Source organism: Helicobacter sp. 11S02596-1 (genome assembly GCF_002272825.1).
Lineage (GTDB): Bacteria > Campylobacterota > Campylobacteria > Campylobacterales > Helicobacteraceae > Helicobacter_J.
The window spans coordinates 1-18,640 of sequence record NZ_MLAM01000017.1 but is presented as its reverse complement, the minus strand read 5'-3'; the positions used below and the strand labels follow the sequence as shown (position 1 = coordinate 18,640).

At 40.9% G+C, this 18,640-nt stretch carries 29 protein-coding genes; 26 read left to right on the top strand and 3 right to left on the bottom strand.

Annotation, left to right across the window (positions count from 1 at the left end):
* Nucleotides 1–6: 6 nt before the first annotated feature.
* The gene (locus BJI48_RS08895; protein ID WP_095334159.1) at nt 7–309 is read right to left on the bottom strand and encodes a hypothetical protein; all 303 of its coding nucleotides are present in this window, start codon (nt 307–309) and stop codon (nt 7–9) included.
* Nucleotides 310–354: 45 nt separating this feature from the next.
* Here BJI48_RS08895 and BJI48_RS08890 point away from each other — a divergent pair, with 45 nt between their 5' ends.
* The 8 genes from BJI48_RS08890 (at nt 355) to BJI48_RS08865 (ending at nt 4,281) form a co-directional block, all read left to right on the top strand.
* A complete protein-coding gene (locus tag BJI48_RS08890) occupies nt 355–696 on the top strand; it encodes a hypothetical protein (RefSeq protein ID WP_095334157.1) in 342 nt (113 codons plus the stop codon).
* Nucleotides 693–830, top strand: a complete 138-nt coding sequence (locus BJI48_RS09485) for a hypothetical protein (protein WP_180763104.1) — start codon at nt 693–695, stop codon at nt 828–830. Before BJI48_RS08890 ends, BJI48_RS09485 begins: the two co-directional genes overlap by 4 nt.
* 519 nt (nt 831–1,349) lie before the next feature.
* Complete coding sequence (locus BJI48_RS08885; protein WP_095334155.1) at nt 1,350–1,793, top strand: hypothetical protein; 444 nt, start codon at nt 1,350–1,352, stop codon at nt 1,791–1,793.
* Between the two features lie 11 nt (nt 1,794–1,804).
* A complete protein-coding gene (locus BJI48_RS08880; protein ID WP_095334153.1) occupies nt 1,805–2,140 on the top strand; it encodes a hypothetical protein in 336 nt (111 codons plus the stop codon).
* Nucleotides 2,141–2,142: 2 nt separating this feature from the next.
* The gene (locus BJI48_RS08875; RefSeq protein ID WP_095334151.1) at nt 2,143–2,364 is read left to right on the top strand and encodes a hypothetical protein; all 222 of its coding nucleotides are present in this window, start codon (nt 2,143–2,145) and stop codon (nt 2,362–2,364) included.
* A gap of 272 nt (nt 2,365–2,636) precedes the next feature.
* Nucleotides 2,637–2,867, top strand: coding sequence for a hypothetical protein (locus tag BJI48_RS08870; protein ID WP_095334149.1), 231 nt, complete (start codon nt 2,637–2,639; stop codon nt 2,865–2,867).
* Nucleotides 2,867–3,013 (top strand): hypothetical protein, encoded by a 147-nt coding sequence (locus tag BJI48_RS09480; protein ID WP_180763103.1) that lies wholly within the window; start codon nt 2,867–2,869, stop codon nt 3,011–3,013. Before BJI48_RS08870 ends, BJI48_RS09480 begins: the two co-directional genes overlap by 1 nt.
* Before the next feature lie 107 nt (nt 3,014–3,120).
* Entirely contained in the window at nt 3,121–4,281 is a 1,161-nt protein-coding gene (locus BJI48_RS08865; protein WP_095334147.1) for a DnaB-like helicase C-terminal domain-containing protein, read from the top strand.
* Here the strand turns inward: BJI48_RS08865 and BJI48_RS08860 are convergent.
* A complete protein-coding gene (locus BJI48_RS08860) occupies nt 4,278–4,535 on the bottom strand; it encodes a hypothetical protein (RefSeq protein ID WP_095334145.1) in 258 nt (85 codons plus the stop codon). The two genes, BJI48_RS08865 and BJI48_RS08860, sit on opposite strands and share 4 nt — an antisense overlap.
* Before the next feature lie 81 nt (nt 4,536–4,616).
* On the opposite strand from BJI48_RS08860, the gene BJI48_RS09345 reads away from it, so the two are divergent.
* The 14 genes from BJI48_RS09345 (at nt 4,617) to BJI48_RS08795 (ending at nt 15,360) form a co-directional block, all read left to right on the top strand.
* Nucleotides 4,617–4,832, top strand: coding sequence for a hypothetical protein (locus BJI48_RS09345; protein ID WP_143428796.1), 216 nt, complete (start codon nt 4,617–4,619; stop codon nt 4,830–4,832).
* Nucleotides 4,796–5,455: a hypothetical protein gene (locus tag BJI48_RS08855; RefSeq protein ID WP_095334143.1), complete on the top strand. Its 660-nt coding sequence runs from the start codon at nt 4,796–4,798 to the stop codon at nt 5,453–5,455. The genes BJI48_RS09345 and BJI48_RS08855 overlap by 37 nt, the downstream gene beginning before the upstream one ends.
* A 7-nt stretch (nt 5,456–5,462) precedes the next feature.
* Nucleotides 5,463–5,657, top strand: coding sequence for a hypothetical protein (locus tag BJI48_RS08850; protein WP_143428795.1), 195 nt, complete (start codon nt 5,463–5,465; stop codon nt 5,655–5,657).
* 101 nt (nt 5,658–5,758) lie between these two features.
* Entirely contained in the window at nt 5,759–7,363 is a 1,605-nt protein-coding gene (dnaG, locus tag BJI48_RS08845) for a DNA primase (RefSeq protein WP_095334139.1), read from the top strand.
* A 162-nt stretch (nt 7,364–7,525) separates the two neighbouring features.
* Entirely contained in the window at nt 7,526–9,085 is a 1,560-nt protein-coding gene (locus tag BJI48_RS08840) for a hypothetical protein (protein WP_095334137.1), read from the top strand.
* A 345-nt stretch (nt 9,086–9,430) separates the two neighbouring features.
* Nucleotides 9,431–10,042, top strand: a complete 612-nt coding sequence (locus tag BJI48_RS08835) for a hypothetical protein (RefSeq protein WP_095334136.1) — start codon at nt 9,431–9,433, stop codon at nt 10,040–10,042.
* Complete coding sequence (locus tag BJI48_RS08830) at nt 10,035–10,349, top strand: hypothetical protein (RefSeq protein WP_095334134.1); 315 nt, start codon at nt 10,035–10,037, stop codon at nt 10,347–10,349. Before BJI48_RS08835 ends, BJI48_RS08830 begins: the two co-directional genes overlap by 8 nt.
* 132 nt (nt 10,350–10,481) lie before the next feature.
* The gene (locus BJI48_RS08825; RefSeq protein ID WP_095334132.1) at nt 10,482–11,162 is read left to right on the top strand and encodes a hypothetical protein; all 681 of its coding nucleotides are present in this window, start codon (nt 10,482–10,484) and stop codon (nt 11,160–11,162) included.
* A 150-nt stretch (nt 11,163–11,312) separates the two neighbouring features.
* A complete protein-coding gene (locus BJI48_RS08820) occupies nt 11,313–12,518 on the top strand; it encodes a DUF4043 family protein (RefSeq protein ID WP_095334129.1) in 1,206 nt (401 codons plus the stop codon).
* A gap of 16 nt (nt 12,519–12,534) precedes the next feature.
* A complete protein-coding gene (locus BJI48_RS08815) occupies nt 12,535–12,912 on the top strand; it encodes a hypothetical protein (RefSeq protein ID WP_095334127.1) in 378 nt (125 codons plus the stop codon).
* Nucleotides 12,913–13,111: 199 nt separating this feature from the next.
* Complete coding sequence (locus tag BJI48_RS08810) at nt 13,112–13,366, top strand: hypothetical protein (RefSeq protein WP_095334125.1); 255 nt, start codon at nt 13,112–13,114, stop codon at nt 13,364–13,366.
* The gene (locus BJI48_RS08805; RefSeq protein ID WP_095334123.1) at nt 13,363–13,971 is read left to right on the top strand and encodes a hypothetical protein; all 609 of its coding nucleotides are present in this window, start codon (nt 13,363–13,365) and stop codon (nt 13,969–13,971) included. Before BJI48_RS08810 ends, BJI48_RS08805 begins: the two co-directional genes overlap by 4 nt.
* A 33-nt stretch (nt 13,972–14,004) precedes the next feature.
* Nucleotides 14,005–14,556 carry a DUF1353 domain-containing protein gene (locus BJI48_RS08800; protein WP_095334121.1) on the top strand — a complete coding sequence of 184 codons (552 nt, stop codon included), beginning with the start codon at nt 14,005–14,007 and terminating at the stop codon, nt 14,554–14,556.
* A 3-nt stretch (nt 14,557–14,559) separates the two neighbouring features.
* On the top strand, nt 14,560–15,360 hold the full coding sequence (locus BJI48_RS08795) for a hypothetical protein (RefSeq protein WP_095334119.1): 801 nt from the start codon (nt 14,560–14,562) through the stop codon (nt 15,358–15,360).
* Here BJI48_RS08795 and BJI48_RS08790 read toward each other — a convergent pair.
* Entirely contained in the window at nt 15,349–16,026 is a 678-nt protein-coding gene (locus BJI48_RS08790; RefSeq protein WP_095334116.1) for a DNA/RNA non-specific endonuclease, read from the bottom strand. The two genes, BJI48_RS08795 and BJI48_RS08790, sit on opposite strands and share 12 nt — an antisense overlap.
* A gap of 209 nt (nt 16,027–16,235) precedes the next feature.
* On the opposite strand from BJI48_RS08790, the gene BJI48_RS08785 reads away from it, so the two are divergent.
* From BJI48_RS08785 to BJI48_RS08770, 4 genes are all read left to right on the top strand, one after another.
* The gene (locus tag BJI48_RS08785; protein ID WP_095334114.1) at nt 16,236–16,610 is read left to right on the top strand and encodes a hypothetical protein; all 375 of its coding nucleotides are present in this window, start codon (nt 16,236–16,238) and stop codon (nt 16,608–16,610) included.
* 100 nt (nt 16,611–16,710) lie between these two features.
* Nucleotides 16,711–17,148: a DUF5675 family protein gene (locus BJI48_RS08780; RefSeq protein ID WP_095334112.1), complete on the top strand. Its 438-nt coding sequence runs from the start codon at nt 16,711–16,713 to the stop codon at nt 17,146–17,148.
* The gene (locus BJI48_RS08775; protein ID WP_143428794.1) at nt 17,135–17,410 is read left to right on the top strand and encodes a hypothetical protein; all 276 of its coding nucleotides are present in this window, start codon (nt 17,135–17,137) and stop codon (nt 17,408–17,410) included. The genes BJI48_RS08780 and BJI48_RS08775 overlap by 14 nt, the downstream gene beginning before the upstream one ends.
* Nucleotides 17,397–18,509, top strand: coding sequence for a hypothetical protein (locus BJI48_RS08770; protein ID WP_095334108.1), 1,113 nt, complete (start codon nt 17,397–17,399; stop codon nt 18,507–18,509). The genes BJI48_RS08775 and BJI48_RS08770 overlap by 14 nt, the downstream gene beginning before the upstream one ends.
* Nucleotides 18,510–18,640: the final 131 nt, after the last annotated feature.

Genomic DNA, 18,640 nt, shown 5'->3' with positions numbered 1-18,640 from the left:
CTTGAGTTAATAGCTAAGGGAGCTTTTGGCACATAACTGGCACAGGTGGAATTTGAAGAAAAACAAATAGCGTGTTTTAGGGGGTTGATTTAGAAGCACACTGGTCGGCGTAGCGGGGTTTTCACCCTCCAAATGTTTAGACTTATAAACATTTGAAAGTTTGACTTTATCGCTATTTGACATCAAAATACATACCAAAAAACACGCTGTTACTTCAAATTCTTGGATACGATAAATACGGGTTTGTGTATCTTTGGCACTCTTAAAATAAACTAAAACTGGCACATAAAAACCGCAATTTATCTCCATAAATTCCCTATTCAAATCAAAAATAAATCATAAAAGGATTCAAAAATGGATTGGAAACTATTTATCATTGCTTTTTTCTTAAATTCTTTCCTCGTTTTTTGTGTTTGGACTTTGCTAAAAAAACAAAACCAAAAAGCAATAAGAAAAATACAAGATGAGCTAAAAGAGCTTCGTCAATTTGCCTTCAAAACATTTGATGTGAAAATCATCGCGCCACCAGATAGTGATATAACAAAAATGCATCGTAAGACGAGATACCGCAATGAAGAACAAACAGAGGAGGTGGAGCTAGAATGCACGCTGATAATAAAGGTGTTGCGGACCTTGTTAAAAACACCCAAAAAGACTGCTAGAGCAATAAATAAAGAAAATAAGGAGCAACAATGAAAATAAATACAGATGCATTGATTGATATAGTTTGTTTTTTCTTGAGCGTGTTTGTGATTTGCCTAACTATTGCTGGGTCAGCAGTGGCTATTGTGGGCGGGTATAAGATTATAGAACATTTAATCAGTGCATAAAAGGACTTAAAATGGAAATAGAAGAAATTGATAATAGAAAATATTACACGGATGGGAAAAATTATTGGGATATAAAAACATACACGGAAGAAGAAGCAGAACAAGCGTCCCAGTCCCTTATTAACTGCGAGGGCTGTTTTGATAGCAGGGAGCTAATAAACTGCATTGGGTGCTTTGGATGTAATGAATGCCTTAACTGCGTTTCTTGCCGTGAGTGCGAATTTTGCGTTTCTTGCATTAAATGCGAGTATTGTGAATCTTGCAGTTGCTCCTATAAATCGGAATGGGTAATTGATTCCCATAGATGTGATAAATGCTTTGATTGCCGTGAGTGCCTTAACTGCGAAAATAGCAAATGTCTTACTTACTGCAACGGGTGCAAGAACTCCGATACACTAGAAAGTTGTAATTACTGCACTAACTGCGAGGGGGGCGTGTATTTAACAGAATGTGATGGGTTTGGAAGACTAGTTGAAGCTAACTCCCAGAGCAAAATAAGAAATTAAATAAGGAGCTAATATGCAAACAATCAGAGAATTTTTAGAAAACTTTACAAGAGAATGTAAAAAAAGCAACTTAGAGAATCTCTATACAATAGGAAATCTTGAAATCCGTGCTAGGGTTTTATTGGATAAACTGGTCTTCAAGTATGGCGAACGTGTAGTTTATATGGAGAGAGACCAACGCCCCAATAAAGAAGAAACAGAAGAGGAGCTTATAAGGTTGATAGAACATCACACTAAAGAGCTATCCGATGATTTTGATTATGGTGTGTGCTATCTCTACGATTATATAGAGGCGTTGCGTGCTATATTTGAAAAGCGATTGCAAGATGGGGAAAACCAAAAAAACAAGGAAGCTGAAAAAATAGTTGAAGATATGTTTCATCGTGTGTATGAAATCATAGGCAGTAAGAAGACTGCTAAAAAAATTATTATTGAAAAAATAAAACAATTGGTGTGAAAGGAGCTAATATGACAATTGAAGAAATAGAAGAATATGCGGGGGCGTTTTCTAATATTGATACAAAATCCCTTGATATTAATTTTAGATTAGGCGTGAAAGATGATGTCTTTAAAGAGATGGTTGCCTTGAGAGCAAAAATACCACAGGATAGACTGCTTGAAGCAGAGCAAGAAGCCGAGATTATGTATGGCAGTATGAGAAGCGAGGAAGATTTTTTCGAGGGAATTATTGAACTAGAAACAGAATCAAACAAAGATGAGATATCAAAAATAATCAAGAAATACGCCCTATTTGTCGGGTTGTATTTCGAGATAGATGTTTTTGATTATCCAGTGGAGAATTGACAATGATTTTAGATGACATCAAAGAAGATTTAAACGATGTGATAAACGATATAAAGGGTGATTGTGATGAGTTTTTGCAAAATGTCAAGCAAGCTGAAAATAGTGATGAGATGATTGATGTGATTATACGCTTCAAAGATGGCGTTTTGGAGCGGTTTATCAGTGATATTAACGAGATTGAGACCAACACGTATAATATTCAAGATACAAGGGGGAATTATTAGAATGTTGCCACTCCAAACCCGCTGAATGGTCTTGCCATTTGTTCGCCTTAGCATTTTACCTGCAAAATTAACAAACAAGCAATTCCAAACTTTTAAACCTTAGAAACTTTGCCCGCCCGCCCCAAGTTGATATTCCTGCGATAGCAGGATATACCCTGTGCTTCAGGAGCGAAACTGACCCACCCACCCATAGGCTTAGCTCCCGTGAGTGGTCTTCAGGTTTGCCTTAGCAAACCGCATAAAAATAATCAAAAATTTTCAAGGATATACCTATGCAAACACAAGATAAAAACGCTGTTTTATTGGATTTGATGGCAAAAACTTTCATCACAAAAAAATCCAAGTTTTTCCAAGAATATGCCAGCAATCCCCAAGAAATACAAGCCATCATCGCTCATCTACAGCAAAAGACCCACACTTACCAACAATGGGTCAAAGAGTGCGAATATTACCAAAACAAAGGGATTTATCCCCGCTCATCACCAAATAAAGGCAGTGCGTGATGAAAACCTTACCATTATCTTTACTCGATTCACTGCGTGAATCTGAAGACCTCTACGCAAGGCAAAGCCTCGCTTCGCTCCTAAAGTTACCATCTCATATTCAAGCAAGCTTGAATATTCGAGATAGATTTTTAAGGGGTGTGTGATGAAAACATTACTCATAATGTTGTTTATCTTATTGCTAGCGACAGGCTTTGTGGTGTGTTATGTGTTGCTCGAGGTATTTTTGGAGTTTAGAGACAAGGGGGAATAAATGACTGCATTAGAAAGCCAAATCCTCGCTTCGCTCCTTGAATTCCCCGATAAAATGGCAGACTTTTCCCATTATGTCAAGCCCTATCACTTTAGCGAAGATAGCGGGGCAGTTTATAGCCAAATGCTTTTACTCCACGATGACAAAAAGCCTATCAGCATTGCCTTACTATTAGAGCATATCCCGCAAAAATATCGGGAAGTCCTCCTTGAAATCCAAACCGCTTCCCCGATTGTCGATTTTATGGAATATATCCCGGAAATGGAGCGACGATTCAAGCTCCGCACGCAAGAAAAAATCGCTACGGAATTGCTACTCAAAGCCAAAGAGGGCGAGATTGCCGACATCAATGTGCTAACTTCTAAAATCCCCGCCCCGCCCAAAGATTACAAAAGCTTTGCGGACTGGGCGAATGCGTTTGAGAATATGCCCGCTGTCCCCAAGTTCAAAACGGGGGTAGATTTTTTGGATTTGAGTTTGGCAGGCGGTTTTGAGACGTCCCAAATGGTGCTACTAAGTGGTGAGCCAGAAGCGGGTAAAACTTCCTTAGGTTTGCAGATTCTCGAATTTATGGCAAAGACACACCCCGTGTGCTTTTTTTGTTTTGAATTTACCGCCCGCCAATATATCACCCGCAAAATGCAAAATGATAGTAGCTTCATCGATAAGGCAGGGAAAAATCTCTATATCATCAATGATGGCTATGATATATCCCAAGTCAGCGATAATATCAAACATCTGCATAAACAAGGCGTGAAAGTATTTTTGATTGATTCACAAATGCGTATCGATGTGCCTAAGTCTCGCAGTATGGAAGAAGAGGAATCGGCGAAATTTAGCACGCTGGCTAAGCTCGCCCATAACTTAGAGATTCTTATTATTCTAGTCATTCAGACCGCCAAAAGCGACCCGAATAACCCAATGGGAAGTAAAAAAGGCGGACACGAAAGCTCCATAACGATAAGAATCGAACACACCAAGCCTGATAAAGAACTCACCGACAAAGAGTTTCACCCCAATAAACGGACCATCATCATTAAGAAAAACAAGCAAACGGGCAAGCATTTCAAAGAAGAGGTGTTTTTCGACCCCATTAGCTTGAAATTCAAGCGCAACGCTATGGATTCAATGGATGAAGCAGTGGCAATAGTGCAGATTTAACAACCGCAACTCGGGCTTGCTGTGCCATCGCAACAAACCGCTCGCCCATTGGAGCAACCACATACGCCCCCGTGCCAACTACAACAACCTCTACGTTCCGTATCGCAAGTCTTGGGTTTAATAAGCAAGCTTTGTTTGTCTCCCATAGGCAGGGCTAATTTTGTTTTTCCTGCTTTAGTTATCAAATCTTGTTGGGGCTGTGTTGCAAAAACAGCACAGCAAAACACAGAAAGAATCATCATTTTTTTAAACATTGTTTGTCCTTTAACTCAATAAGGACCATTCTATCAAAAAATGAGATTCATTTTCATAAATAAAAACACAAAGGATAATAAATGAATTTCAATAAACCAGCACTCAAGGGCAATAACGCCGACTATAGCCCCAAGTATTTTTTTGAATACAACGGGCTTATCTATCAAAAGATGTCCTTTGAGCGGGCGTATCAAAATAATTTCCATTATAGAGTAGTCGATCAAGTCAAAAATTATTACAACGAGGTAGGAGGTGATTTATGGCGACAATGCAACAAGCAATCCATTCCCAGATAAAAACAGCCTATCAAAAGGCAAAACAGCAATTAGAGCAAGTGCAATCAGGCTATGAAAATGCCAAACAGGAGTTCGACCAAGCAAAAAAACAGCTCAAGCTTATCGAGAAAGAATATAAGCAATCCATCAAATCATCAAACAAAGGAATCAAAATGATCAACCGACAAACCATTATTTTACAAGAGCGTGGCAAGGAATATGGGGATAATTTTAGAGAGCTAATGAAAGTCCAGAAACTTTTTAAAGATTGTATTCAAATTAGATTTGAAAAAGTTCCCGCACAAACAAGAGAAACTGCAGAACTCACCGACATCTGTGATGAAATCAAAACGCTTCTAGCACTCAAGCTCGCTCGCTTCCTATTTGCTAAAGCCATCGAAAAGCAAAGTGATTGTTTGGTGGATTTTTATAACTACGCCTATCTTTTAACCAATGCTATCTTAGAGGCTGGCAGGGAATATGTAGAAATTGATTTCAATAATCGGGGTTATCAATACGTGGAGCTAGAAAAAGCCTGCGAGAAAAATAATATTATCCTCGCCAAAGTCGAGGGTTTTATCCGCAATATCTGCAAGGTATGGAAAAAAGATACACACGCTATGTTGCTGGCAATGTATGTCTAAAGGAGTTGTGATGTTAGAAATAGTGATTTGTATTGTGCCGTTCTTATTTATGTTGATAGGATTGTTTATCCATCGTATGCAAAAGCGTAATGAGCTATTAGCCGAGCATATCGAAAATATGGAAGATGAAATCGAAGCTATTAAGGACCTATTAGATGAATATACTTTAGTTTCACTCGATTCGCCTAAAGAGCCAATCTGAAGACCATTCCGCAGAGTGAAACTCTGCTCCATTCCTAAAGTAACCATTTCATACCCAAAGCGTTGCTTTGAGTATTGGAAATTAATTTTAAAGGATAAATAATGATAGCTAATTTAGAAGCCCTCAAAAATGCCATCGATATTGTCGAAGTGATTTCTAATTTTGTCGTGCTAAAAAAATCAGGGAGCAATTATATGGGCTGTTGCCCCTTTCACGATGAAAAGACGCCCAGCTTTAGTGTCAGTAGGTCCAAAGGCGTGTATCATTGCTTTGGCTGTGGTGTCGGGGGCGATGCGATTGATTTTGTAGCCCGCCATCAAAAGCTAGATTTCAATGAAGCCTGCCAAAAGGTCGCTGACCTTATCGGCTTTACACTCGAGTTTAAAAGTGGGGGAAGTGCGGAAAAAAAGCCTAAATCCCTTTTGCTTGAGACCTGCAAAGACTATTTTGCCACGACACTAAAGAACACACCCGAAGCCTTAGCGTATTTCAAAGAGCGGGGCGTATCTGAAGAGAGTATCGCCCGCTTTAGCTTGGGCTTTTGCCCGCTGAGTTTTGAATTTAAAAAGATTATCAATGATACCGATGTGCCGTTTGCCCTTTTTAGCGGGGTGTTGTATAAAGATATGAACGGGCAGACTTATACGCCCTTTAGCAATCGCTTGATGTTTCCGATATGGGATAAATTTGGCAAAGTAACAGCCTTTGGTGCTAGGGTGTTAGAACCGAACAATTATAAGAAACCCCAAGCCAAATATATCAATTCAAAAGAAAGCAAAATCTATAACAAACGCACCATTCTTTATGGCTACCATCTAGCCAAAGACAGCATTATTGCCAAAAAAGAAGTGATTGTGGTTGAGGGCTATATGGATTGTATTATGCTTTCTCAAGCGGGCTTTAAAAACGTGGTTGCCATCTGCGGGACGGCATTATGCACCGAGCAAATCGCTAGCCTTGCCAAACTTGAAGCCAAGATTATCTTGTGTCTCGATAATGACAAAGCCGGCATTAATGCCACCCATAAAAGTATCGAGGCTCTGATTGCTCAAAGCCAATATGAAAGCGAAGTGCTGGCAATCAGTGGGGGGAAAGATTGTGCGGAGCTTGTCGCAAAAGGTGAGATAGAGACTATCGCTAATGCCAAAAGAATCCCGATTATCAAGTTTGCCCTGCGGGAATTGCTAAAAAATATGGGAAGTATTGAAGAAAAAAATAAAGCTATCATCGCCGTGAAAAAATTTCTTAGCAGTATCCAAAATGACTTTATCCGTGAATCTTACGAACAAGCCGTTGCTAAAAAGCTCGGGTGTGATAGCAAATATCTTAAAAATGAACTCCCTAAGGTAAAAGAAATACCCCGACCGACTTATGATAGCCTTGAAGCCAGTATCATCAAAGCGATGGCGTTAATGCCTGCCAATGTCGATTTCGTAGTCGAGTGGCTCGATGAGTTTGATTTTAGCTCCACGCAAGAGAGTTTCAAAGCGCTGTGCTTGAATCAAAGCCACCCCCAAATCGCCCAGATTCTCCTTGATGAAAGTATTATCCCGCCAAGCAATCTCAAAGAAGCGATGAAGCTCCTCTACAAACGCAACAAAATGCAAAAAATCAATCAAATAAAAACAAGCCAACTCCCGATAGAAAAAAAGCTTAGCGAGCTTGAAAGTCTCAAAGGCGACCTAAAAAAATATAGCCTTATCTAATTTTTACTCGGTTTGCCTTGCAAACCTGAAGACCGCTTTTTGGGAGCGAAGCCCCCAAACGCTCCTAAAGCAATCATCTCATACCCAAGCGTTGCTTGTGTATTTGAGATAGGTTTTATCGGTTTCCATCAAATATCAACCAGCCCAAGAAAGGATAAAACAATGAATCCCGTTATTTCAAAAGCCCGTTTAGAGCTAGCCAAACGAGAGCTTTGCAGGCGAAGCTTGAAAGCGTTTTTGCTGGCTAAATGGGAAAATTATCACGAAAAACGCTTCAATGACAATTGGCATTATGACTATATCGCCAAAAGCCTAGAAACGAGCCTCACGCCCAAGTTAAACCGCTTGATAATCAATCTCCCCCCAAGCTATGGCAAAACTGAAATCATTGCACGCACCTTTATCCCGTGGGCTTTGGGGAATAATCCCAAACTCAAGTTTATGTATGTTACCTATTCTGATGAACTCTACACCAAAATCAGCAATGAAATCCGTAGTCTGATGAAAAGCAAGTGGTTTGAAAGTATCTTTGGGAAGAAAATCTTTATGCAAGATAATACCAAAGAATGGGTCTTATCTGAGGGTGGCGGGCTGTTTTCTACCACGCTAAAAAGCCCGATTACGGGTTTTCACGCCCATAGCATTATTGTCGATGACCCGATAAAAGCGAGTGATATATCTAGCCGAGCCGAGCGAAATCGTGTGATTGATAATTTCCGTGAATCTATCCTTTCTCGTTTGCTTGAAGATGAAGACTACAAAGCAACCATTATTATTATGATGCAACGCCTATCTGAAGAGGATCTGTGCGGTTACCTGCTAAATCCCAAGAATTTCAAAGGAATCGAGCAAACCCAATGGAAACAAATTTGTCTAGAAGCCATCAATAAAAGCCCGATGACCTATGAGATAGGCGATTACAGCTACACAAGAGAAGCTAACGAGCCATTATTTCCCAAACGCCACAGCTTAGAGAGCCTCGAGCAAGTCCGATTAGAGATGGGCGAAGATAACTTTAGCACCCAATATCTACAAGACCCCCAAGTCTCTGAAGCGGGCTATTTTTTGCCCCAATATTATCGTGAGATTAGCGGGTTTGAACTCCCCACGCAAAATATCTATATCTTTGTCGATACCGCTGAAAGCTTGCAGAGCAGTGCGGACAATCGGGCGGTGGTAGTCTTTGGTATCTCGATGGAAAACCAAAAAGAACTTATCATCTTGCGGGATTGCTTTTATGGTGTTTGGGATGAAGAGCAAACCATCGCAAAAATCATCGAAGCGATGGCACTCTATCCTTATGCGGGTGTGTTTATCGAACAAGCCGGTGGGGGCATTACGATTACCCGCTTGCTCTATAAAAAGATTGCAGAAATCAATGCGGTGTTTCGCCTTGAAAATAAGCCCTTATTGCTTAATGGCATTACACCTTATAACGCCTCTCGCAAAGTATCCAAAGTCGAAAAGATTAAAGCCCTCCGCCCTTACTACAACACAGGGCAATTGAAATTCTTTAGCAATGCACGGGGGCTAGAGCAAATCAAAAAAGAACTTTTTAGCTTCAATCCTGAAAAACCACACAAAAAAGATGACTGCATTGACGCACTAGCGAGCGGTGTGAGTAGTGAGTTTGTGAGTGCCTATCAAGGCAATGATGAAAAAACCCAAAATGACCCGTTGTTAGAAATTTATGAAAATACGCAAAGCGGGTGGAATATATAAACCCACGCCCTGCCTATGGGTGGCAAAACGTGGGAAGTGAGAACGGCTATCGCTTCTTAAAGAGGTGGAAAAATTCCCGAATCTCCTCTCTAAAAATGCTTGCAAATATCGCAACGATAGCGATAATGAAGTTGAGAGTGTCCATTACTTGGTCTCCAGTTTGTAGTATCCCGCCCCTCTCCCTACTGCCTAGCAGTTAAACCTTGCAAGCAAAAAAAAACCCAACGCTTTTAAACGTTGGGTTTTACTACAAACTGGTCCCACTTTTTGAAACCTTTGCCTAGAATCCATCATTCTAGGTCGGGGCACATTATAAAATAAATTCGCAAATAGAAAGGAGTTTGTATGAAAAAAGACAAAAACGAAATCCGTGCCTACTATGAAACCAATTATATTTCGGTCGCCGAGCTTCAAAAGATGTTTGATGTCAAAAAACGCACGCTCTATCATTGGATAAAAACCGAGAATTGGGAGCAAGCCAAGCATATCAAAAACAAAGATGTCTTAAATGACATCGCCCGTGAGGAGTTTGGAAGTAAGCTTTCCAAAAGCAAGCACGATATAAGAGAATCTATCGAAGCGGGGCTGATAAGCGATGGTATCCCTGAAGCGATTGCCAAAGCGACAGCCAAGCGGAGCAGTGATAATTTGTTGCTTAAGGCAATGAGTGTCGAGTTTATCGATAGCAAAGCGATGGAAGCCTTATTGATTGCCAAAAACGCGTTTGAGCAATTTGCTAGCGATAATCTAAATAATCCCAAAACCAGCCCACAAATTGTCTCACTCGGCAAAGCGATAGTCGATATGTATAGCCAAGTAAAAACCACCATTCACGGCAAAAGCCCCGAAGTCAATGTCAATATCGCTAATATCACGCCCCAAGCCCAAGATTTTAAGAGCTATAGTGATAAGGAACTTTTAGACATTATTGCCAAATCGGAGATTAGCGATGAGTAACCGACCGAGCCACTATAACAAAGGCAATAAAGTCCCCAAAGAAAAAACGCCGTGCTATACGCTTTCAAAGGAATTTATCGAACTACTCCAAGCTGTGAGCCAATACGAACATCAAACACCCTCCCGAGTGCTAGAAGCGAGCATTAATTATTTTTTTTGTGAAGGAATTGCTAATGAGTATCAAAAAATCAAAAAGGCTCAAAAATGCTATAAGAAACCAAAAGCGTTATCTGTTGCCAAAAACAAAAATAAAAAAAATCAAACGCCACTCCAAAAAACTCCAAATGACGCAAAGCTGTTTGATTGAAGCCGTGATTAGCGATTATTTAAAAGCACTCAAAAAAACCGACCTTTTTTTAAATGTGATAATTCCATAGGATTTCAGACAATTCGATAAAAATCCAAAAAATCGAATCAAAATCCCAATAAAGGAAGTCCTATGGATGACCCAACACAAGACCCCAGACTACCACCCGATGGACAAATGGGTCAAGAGCAAGCAGGCGAGCAAATGCCACCTGACCCTAATATGCCCCCTGAAGCAGGAGAGCCCCTTGACCCTTATAGCACAGCAGATGAGGAAACCCAACTCCAAGCCCTCCAAGAAGAGCTAGAGAATGCCAAAGAAACGATAAAAGATGACTTTGCCAAATATGCTGCCGAGCGATTTGAAGCTACACCCGAGCTTGAAGAGATGTTTTTTAACGACAAACAAGAGTTTTTCAAAACCATCGTTCAGTTGCAAGAAGACTATCTTGAAGCCAATATCAAAAGTAAGCTAGCACAAGCCGAGCAACTCCAAAATAGTATCCATACCAAAAAGACAGGAGCGGAGTTTTCTAAGGCAAAAAGTGAGTTTCTTTCCCAATATCCCGATGAGAATGTCGAGGGTTTAGTCGCATTTGCCCAAGAAGCCATCCCCCCTAAGCAACTTGCTGAACTCACCCAACTCCCAATGGGTGATTTTCTGCGAGCTGTGAAGCAAATCAAAGACAGCGGGGGTGAAAGTAACCCTGCTAGTGAGGGTGCAGGATTGCCCAGAAAACTCCCCATCAGCCCAACCAATGGCGGGTCTATGATGGGAAATGGCGGGAAAGCATCAGTCTTTAATAGACCATAAAGAGTTTCCACTCGGTTTGTTTTACAAACCTGAAGACTGCGGGCAGTGAAACTGCCCTGCGTTACTAAGGTTTAAAATTTGGAATTGTTAGAAAAAAAGCCCACTACATCTTAAAAGGTGAAGCCTAAAAAAACATAAAGGAAAAACAAAATGTCAGTTTTTAACTATAACCATAATGGTATTGATTACACTAAGTTTGCCGATGACCCCTTAGTTGCGGTAAAAATCGCCCAACAAATGGAAGAGGGCTATGTCGCTGAAAGTCTTTTTGAACCGCTGATGGGTAGCTCGCAAGATAGACCCATTCGCACCTACCCGCACGCTACAATGAATCCCTACCGCCCCAAGCTTAGCGATCAACTCTTAGGCGATGGCGTGCAAGGGAATACCGATCTCGATAGAAATATCGATAGTTTCAATCGCTACTCTCAAACTATCTATCCGATGGTAAAGCGTAATAGCTTGCTTTCTGAAATCAAAGAATATCGGGATATTAAAGACCCTGATTTTGTCCGTGATAGCGAACATAAGCTTACCAATTGGCTCACCAATCAAAGCGATAGAATGATAATTGCTGCGATGAGTGCGGATATGACAAACGTCGTATGTGCTTCCAAAAATGGCAAGGGTTATATCGATGGCAAAGGTAAAAATTCTGTAAAAGAATATTGCAGTGAAATCACCGCAGGCGATGTTGTCTCTGTCGGGACTATCAAAAAAGCTATTTCGATGGCACGATTTGGTATCAAATATAATGGCGAAGAGACCTTTTCTTTGCGACCTTCTCGCATATCCCAGATGACAGAGGGAGGAATTAAGATTTTTAAGACCTCGTATCTCGTGCTATTAGATAACTATCAAGCCGAGCAACTCCAAGCCGACCCTGTTTGGATCGATATGCACGCACGGGCAGGCACAAGAGGCTATGCAGAAAATAAACTTTTTAGCGGGTTACTCGGTGAGATTGATAATTGCCCCGTAATCAATATGGGAATCTGGACTAAAACCCAACCGGGATTCCTCAACACCGATGTGCCTCAAACCGACTTTGAAAAATATGTCAATGACGCTATCAGAAAAAATAGCTCCTTTGTATTAGGCGATTATGCTGGTAAAGCAGATAAAAGCACTTCGATCGGCGCAGTGATTGGCGGGACAGGGATTGCCTATGTTGGCTCGCCCGTATCCTTTATCATTGACAATACTGCTGATAGTGGGACCAAGATAAAGTGTGCCGTTAGCAAGGTTCTTGGCGTAGCTAAAACCTGCTATGAAGTCAATAACGAAGATACGATGAGTCCCTTATATCACAATCAAGACTTTGGTGTGATTGGGATAATTTCATCTAAAGAATAAAAATAAGGATAACAAAATGAAGACAGCAATACAACGGGTGCAGTTCAATAGTTTTCTCCTCCCAGTCGTGATCGATAGCGATTCGTTTAAAGAAGGGAAAAAAGAGTTTGAAATAATGAGCCTCCAAGCAGGCTATACAATTTATGATCTGCGTGTAGAGGTGCAAAAACCACTTGGCACGGGATTGACCTTTTCTATCAAGACCAAAGAGGGGAAAGTCGATTTGATGAATAATATCGCAGAGACTACCAAACACAGCGTTTCTTCGGTGTTTTTGACATTCAATACAGCCGATAAAGTCGTATTTTCTGCCAGTGGCGTGCCGACTGGTGATGTGAAAATAATCATTCGGGCTTTGGTGTTTGCTCCAAGTTCTAGCACGATGGAAAGCTAACATTGTAGTTTAGTGGCAGATTTTCATTTGCAAATTAACCATCTTGTTTTTCTTTTTTTGAGAGGGGACAAGGGGCTTAAATTGCGAAGTCCGCCCCTTATCCCCCTCAAACTCCCCCAAACCCTGACCCGCTTTTCCCCTAGCGGATAAGCGAAAAAGCGTGGCGGGCTGGTTTGAAAGGCAAAACTTAGGAAACAAAATGGAATTTTTCAACAAAAAAAACAAATCCGCCCCGCAAGATGGTGAGCTTCCACAAGAAGAAGTGCAAAATAACGCTATAAAAGGGCGGGAAGTGGCTATCAATGTGCTTACATTACGTTACGAGGGTGATGAGCCATATTTTGCACGCACGAGGACCGGCACATTTGAGATAAAAAAAGGCGATAAAGTCATATTGCCCGATAATGCTTATGGTTGGGCGATTTCTATCAAGCCCGGATTTAAAAAGCTATGATTGAAGTCCAAGAGTTTATTACTTCGTTGCGTAGTAGGCTACGTGATGAAGCAGTGGAGAAAAATTACTCTGATAATGAGTTGATTGATTTTATCAATAATGCCTATTTCAAACTCCAGATCGCCCTCAAGTTATTTAATGATGAAGCCGTGTTTGATTTGGCGTTGTTTTCCCAAAAAAAGCAAAAACTCCTCTTGCCCCCAATGGCAGTAACACTCAATGCGTGCTTTTACAACGACCGCCCTGTGCGGATTGTCAGTTATGAGTTTTTTATCAAAAATAAGCACGAAGAATTGACACTTAGCCTCAATAACCAAGAAATCCTTTTATCGCCCAAAAAAGACAAAGGCTTTTTAAAAATCAACTACTCTTATTTGAAGCGTGTAGCCAACATTGAAGATTATGTAGAAATCAAGCCTTACGCATTCAATGCAATCATTTTCTATGCGATGTTTTTAGCATTTCAGAAAGAACCTCGTGTCGATAGCTTGCAAAAGAGCCAGTATTATCTCAATCTCTATGAAGAAGAAGTCAAAGAAGCCAAAAATATAATGCAAGCAATGCTATCTACCAAAGACCTATGCACGGAATACCAGTATGTTTGATTTGATTCAGTTTTTTTAAGGAGTAAAGTTAAAATGCAATTTCAAGTTTCTACTATCAAAACCCCCCTCAAAGTCGAGTGCTTCTGGGAACACAAAGATGGCTTACGTTTGCGGTTACTCGAGGGAATCAACTATTACCGAGCAGGCGAACCCACTGATGGCGAACTCCTTGATGATATGGTCGAGGGGAAAAGTGGGATTTGTCTGAAAAATCGCAAAGAAATCTTTATCCCCGCTGGCTATGTTAGCGATGGTGCAACGATACCAAAAATCTTTTGGTGGCTTTTAAGCCCGTTTGAAAATTATCTCAAATGCTGTATTTTGCACGATTATTTATGTGATTTGTTTGCTTTAGGGCTAATCCATAGAAAGACGTGCGATGATATATTTTTAGAAAGTATGGCAGCGATTGGGATAAAGAAAAGCACCCGCTACATACTTTATTTTTTCGTGCGTGCTTACGCATTAGCCCGTTACAATAGCCTTTCTATAAAACTCTTTGGCAAGCCCAAAATCGAATGGTATAACCAGCAGTTTTTTAGCGAAAATAATGATGGGTTTAAAAAGAATATTAAAGGGATATAAACAATGAAAGAAATAGACGCTTATATCGAACGTTACAATAAAATCCAAGACGCTATCAATGCGAGCGAACTTTATAAAAACGCTGTGGATAGCTTCAAGATTGGCTTAAAGGATTTTACTTTCACGCCCCAAGAGCAAGCCAACGCCTATGCGACCTTTTTAGCCCAAACCATCACAGGACTGCAAGCCCAGAGTATGGAAATGGCACTCAAACTCCAAGTCGCCCAAGTGCAAGCTGAAGACCTGCGGGGAAAATCCGCTATTGAAACCAATATCTTAAAATCTCAAGCCCTCGCCCAAGCCATCAATGCCCAAACTGCTCAAGCCACACTCGAGCAAGAAAAAATCAAATGCCAAGTGCTTATCAAGTCCGCTAACGACAACACAGAAATCAATAAAAGCAACGCCCTCGTCCAATATATGAATGTTATTGGGAATGCCAATAACTACGCTAACCTCACCGCAGGCGAACTCCATACCAAAATACGAGACAGCATAATGGCAATCGGCAAAGATGGCTCACTCGATATGAAATCCATCGAAGACCTCGAAAAGCAAAAAGCCCAAAAAGTCATCATTTATGCCAGCAAAACCGATATTAGTGTCGGGGAGATTATCACATTTGGCGTGATTTCTAATATCGCAGATGTTAAAACTATCGAATGGGATTTTGGCGGGACGACCTTTATCGGGAGTGAAAATATGCAATATCGCTTTGATACTATCGGTTATCACGAAGTGAGCGTGCGTATTAGCGATGGAGAGACCACGCATAGCAATAACTTACGGGTGTTAGTGCGGTAAGCTCAAGCAATCAATCACATAATCTGCAATCTTCACATCTTCCACCGCCACATTGGGCGTGGCGTAGCATTCGGTTTTACTCGGTGTGATGATTATTTTCACAAAGGCAGATGGGATGGCGATATGATTGGTGATAAACTCCAAATGCTCCACTCCCTCTACGGGATAGATAACGAGATTCAACACCTCCGCACTGCCAAACTCCAATGCCAATGCCCGCTCCCGCTCTTCAAACTTTTTCCATACTTTGCGATTAATGGTGGGGTTTTGCGGGACAATATTACTCATCAAGAACGTGCGCCTTTGCGCTTTAGCAGTCGCACTCATCGAGGCATTAGCAAGAATATGCCCCCTGTCATAACCGCTATTTGTGTAATCTTTTGGGTGCGTTTGGTATTTTTCTGGCAATGCTTTATCCACTCTAAAGGGCGGGCGTTTGCCTGCAGGATTTAAGGCTAGGATTTTACTTTCGAGCTTATAGGCAACTGCTTTTGAGCCTTTCATTGTATAGGAATAGCAATTCATATAGGTAAACTTATCGAGCACCATATCGCAATTTTGCTCGGTAAAGAACTTAGCAAAGGGCGGGTAGATTTGATAATGGGTATAAATACACCCGCTAAGGAGCAAAGGCAACCACAAAAAACATAACACAAACTTTGCCATTTACAGCCCTTTTCATAATGCCTACTCGGTTTGCAAGCAAACCTGAAGACCGCTTTATGGAAGCAAAGCTTCCAGTCGCTCCTAAAAGTAATCATTTCATACCCAAAGCGTTGCTTTGGGTATGAAAAATTGGTTTCAAAGGTTTATACCGACCTTTTTTTGACCCGCATAACACTTTAAGATGATAGCTAAAAAACAAGGAAAAAATAATGGCAACACCATCATTTCCTCAATACGGCTATGGCAGATTTGACGACACATTTTTACAAAGCATTGGGATTATCCCCACCCCACCCCCGCAAGCTACGCCAAATTTTGGTTCGGCAATGCCTAGTGCGACCACCCAAGCCCCCAATTGGTTTGCCCAAAATGCTAACGCAATTGGCGTGGGCGTGCAAGGGCTTAGCACGCTTGCTGGGCTGGGGCTTGGCATTGCCAATCTCAACACCGCTACCTATAACGCCAAAAAATCCCTCGAGCAACAAAAAGAAGTGTTTGCCCAAGCGCAAAAGGCTTACAACAAAGAGCAAGGCGAAAAGGACGCTCTAGCAAAAAGTATCGGGAGTGTATGGAGCAGGGCATAAAACCTAGTTTAGATTAGGAGCGACTGGAAGCTTCGCTTCCATAAAGCGGTCTTCAGATTCACAACGTGAATCGAGTAAAACATAATGCAAAGGAATCCAAATGAAAATATACGTAAAACGTTTTAAAGTCGCCACAGATTGCACGCTCTCCCGTGTAGAAGTCTGGGAAGAGGCTGATAAAGCACTTCTTTTTGAATGCTACGGGCTTGAACCCAAAGACGAGGGGCTAGAAGCCAATAAACGCCTGCGAATCCCTGCAGGCAAATATGGCTTATCTTGGCATAACTCGCCCCGATTCAAAAACACCCTCCCGCTAATCTATAATATCGATGTCCCGGCGTCTCGGGCAATCCTCTTTCACGCAGGCAATTTTGCCAAAGATACCGACGGCTGTATCTTGCTAGGCGAGAAGCTCATCGATGATAAAAGCACCTCAATAAGAGAAAGCAAAATAGCCCTTGAGAGGTTTTTAAAGGTGCTTGGCACACAGACCACACTGCCAGTGGTAGAGATTAGAAATGTGTTTGAAAAACATTAAGCTTTTCAAACAAATCATTTTAGCAGGGCTTGCCACCCTAAGCCTTAGTGCGTGTAGCACCCAACCCCAAATCGTGATAAAAAAAGTCGCTATGCCAATCCCTTGCGATGTGGAAATGCCTCAAAGAGAGGGATTTACTCGCAGTGGCGATGTGATAAAAGATGCCCTCAATAGCACCCAAAGCCTGATGGTCTATGTCAGGCAACTCGAACATACACTCATATTTTGTATCAAAGGAGAAAACAACAATGGCAATCGATAATAAACTCGCCCTAATGATCCAAGCAGGCAATAACGTAGCCCAAGCCCAAAATATGCAAGGCTTAAATCAAGCCCTTGCCTTTCAGAGCCAAAATATCCCCAATCAATTTAACAACCTTGCCAAAGGCATTATGGACTATGGCAATAACGAATACCAAAAGCGGGCGTGGGATAATCAAAACGCCTTACAACAAAAAGAGCTTAACTGGTTTGATACCATCAAGCAATCCCAACAAAACCAGATGGAAGCCCAGACGGATTACACCAAAGCCCAAAGCCTTTATCAATATGGCGTTAATAAAATGCAAAACGCAACAATGCAAAATCAAATCAACGCATTTAACGCCCAAAATCAAGCCAAAGAAAGAGAGGGCAAATTCACCTATACAACGTTGGGAGTAGCACAAAAAGACCCTGAAAGAGTGGGATATTATGCCGATTGGCTCTCAAAAAAACCTACTAAGAAAACTGATCCCGAACGCGTCAGAATATCGCAAGTCAAAATCGATAAACTCTCAAATCTGAAAAGCTCAGTAAAAAACTATTTTAGAAGTTTTTTTCAGTATGACCCTGATCAATTTGGCACAGCTGATGGTAAGGTTAGAGGATTTTTTACAAGAATTGGATTAGGAACTAAAGATATGTCGAAAGCAAATATTTCATTAGATCAAATGAAGTTGGCATATAAACAAATTCTTGAACACGCAGGTTATGCTGCAGATGATAAAACCATTGAAAGAATCTTGAAAGACCAAGACACAGAAAAAGGCTCATTTTATGCTATGAGAGTTTTAGCTGAAGATATAGTAGAAAAATATAATGAATATTATCGCAGTGCAAAACTCCACAATGGCGTTGTTGATCCAGAAATAGAACAAGATCTTGCCGATTTGAAAATGACATTGGATTACCTAAGATCTCACAATGCAAACAAAAAAATCAATCTGCAAACAATAGGACAAAAACCTAACGGCATAAATTACCAACCTATTAATCCCAACCCATCCGCCACCTCTAACAAACCCGCCCCTAGACCTTATCCCTCCAATTCAATGGTTGGTATCACCAAACCAACACTTATGAACTTTTACCACGAATGATAGTTTGATTGCTTTTAGTGTGTTTTTTTAAAAATTAATATATAATCTATAAATTATATATTAATTCAAAGGCACAAAAATGGGAGTAAAAAAGTTATTGGGGATATTTCTTATAAGCGTTTTAGCTATCC